Below are 2,302 nucleotides of genomic sequence, written 5' to 3' on the forward strand. Positions count from 1 at the left end.
GCACACGCAGGCCGCGGCCGGTGTGGCCGGCGTGATGAAGATGGTGCTGGCGATGCGGCACGGTGTGCTGCCGCGCACCCTGCACGTTGATGAACCGACGCCGCACGTGGACTGGTCGACGGGTGCGGTGGAGTTGCTGACCGAGGCACGGGAGTGGCCCGAGACAGACGGCCGCCCGCGCCGGGCCGGCGTGTCGTCCTTCGGGTTCAGTGGCACCAACGCCCATACGATCCTGGAGCAGGCCCCCGAGGACGACCTGTCCGAGGCCGGTACCGACGACTCCGGAAGCGAACCGTCCCGCGCCTCGTCGGTCGTACCACTGCTGTTGTCCGCGAAGGACGCCCACAGTCTGCCGGGCCAGGCCGACCGGCTCTGGTCGCATCTGACCTCGCGGTCCGAACTGAGCCTCGCGGACATCGGCTACTCCCTGGCGGTGAGCCGCTCGTCCTTCGAGGAGCGCGCGGTCGTCGTGGCTTCGGACCACGTCGGGGCGACTGCCGCTCTCAAGGCCCTCGGCGTCGGCTGTGCTTCCGCCCACGTGATCCGCGGCACGGCGGAGAAGCGGGGCAAGCTGGCGTTCCTGTTCACGGGGCAGGGGAGTCAGCGGCTGGGGATGGGCCGGGAGCTGTATGAGGCGTATCCGGTGTTCGCCCGGGCGCTGGATGAGGTGTTCGAGCGGTTTGAACTCCCCTTGCGCGATGTGGTGTTCGGCCTGGGTGAGGACGCCGGCCTGATCGATCAGACGGCGTATACGCAGCCTGCCTTGTTCGCAGTTGAGGTGGCGTTGTTCCGGCTGCTGGAGTCGTGGGGTGTGCGGCCCGATTTCGTGTCGGGGCATTCGATCGGCGAGGTGGCGGCGGCGCATTGTGCGGGTGTGCTGTCGCTGGAGGACGCGTGCACGCTGGTCGCGGCGCGTGGCCGGCTGATGCAGGAACTCCCCGGCGGCGGGGCGATGGTGGCCGTGGAGGCTGCCGAGGATGAGGTGATCCCGTATCTGACGGATGCGGTGAGCATCGCTGCCGTCAATGGTCCGTCTTCGGTCGTCGTCGCCGGTGACGAAACCGCCGTACTCGACATCGCCGCGACCTTCGAGGAGCAGGGCCGCAAGACCCGTCGCCTGACGGTCAGCCATGCGTTCCACTCCCCGCACATGGACGGCATGCTGGACGCCTTCCGCGAGGTCGCCGAGGGCCTGTCCTATGAGGCTCCGCGCATCCCGATCGTCTCCAATCTGACCGGGGCGGTCGCGTCTGTCGAGGAGATCACGAGCCCTGATTTTTGGGTGCGGCATGTGCGTGAGGCGGTCCGGTTCCTTGATGGTGTGGCGGTCTTGGAGGCGGAGGGTGTCACGGCGTTTGTGGAGCTTGGGCCGGATGGTGTGCTGTCGGTGATGGGGCAGGAGTGCGTGGCCGGGGATGGTCATGTGTTCGTGCCGGTGTTGCGGCGGGGCCGTGCGGAGTGTGAGTCGGTGGTTGCGGCTCTGGGTCAGGTTCATGTGCGGGGTGTGGGTGTGGACTGGCGGGCGTTCTTCGCCGGTCTGGGGACCCGCCGCGTCGAGCTGCCCACCTACGCCTTCCGTCATCAGCGTTACTGGCCGCGGACTGCCGTGGGCTCGGACGAAGGGGGCCGGCGTTACCAGGTGGCGTGGAAGCCCCTGAGCAGCGGGGGAGCTGCTTCGCGTCTGTCGGGGGTGTGGCTGGCGGTCGTGCCGGAGGCGGGGTCGTCGGCTGGGGTTGTGGCTGGTCTGGCTGGGCGTGGTGCGGAGGTGCGGGAGTTCGTTCTGGCTGCCGGTGATGTGGGTGATCGTGCGGGGCTGGCTGAGCGTCTGGCTGGTGTTGTGGGGTCGGCTGCGGTGGCGGGTGTGGTGTCGCTGCTGGATGGGCCGGTGGCGGTGGTGTCGACGGCTGTGTTGGTGCAGGCGTTGGGTGATGCCGGTGTGGTGGCTCCGTTGTGGTGTGTGACGCGGGGTGCTGTGTCGACTGGGGTGTCGGATCCGGTGCGTGATGCGGATCTGGCGGCGGTGTGGGGTCTGGGGCGGGTTGCGGCGCTGGAGTATCCGGAGCGTTGGGGTGGTCTGGTCGATCTGCCGGAGGTGGTGGACGACCAGGTGCTTTCCCGGCTGGCCGGTGTGCTGAACGCCGCAGGCTCCCCTGCCGGCGGTCGGGTTGAGGACCAGGTCGCCGTTCGGTCGTCGGGCGTCTTCGGGCGTCGGCTGCTGCGGGCACCCCAGCAGGCGGCCCAGGAAGAGTCCTGGCGGCCTGTGGGTGCGGGCACGGTGTTGGTGACGGGTGGTACGGGTGCG

General features: G+C 69.2%; 1 protein-coding gene. It reads left to right on the plus strand.

All coding sequences use genetic code 11. The features are described from left to right. Positions 1-2,302 (plus strand): type I polyketide synthase (locus tag IE217_RS34285; protein ID WP_190181873.1); only part of this gene is annotated, 2,302 nt, incomplete at both ends.

The organism is Streptomyces naganishii JCM 4654 (genome assembly GCF_014650575.1).
In the GTDB taxonomy this organism is placed as follows: Bacteria; Actinomycetota; Actinomycetes; order Streptomycetales; family Streptomycetaceae; genus Streptomyces; species Streptomyces naganishii.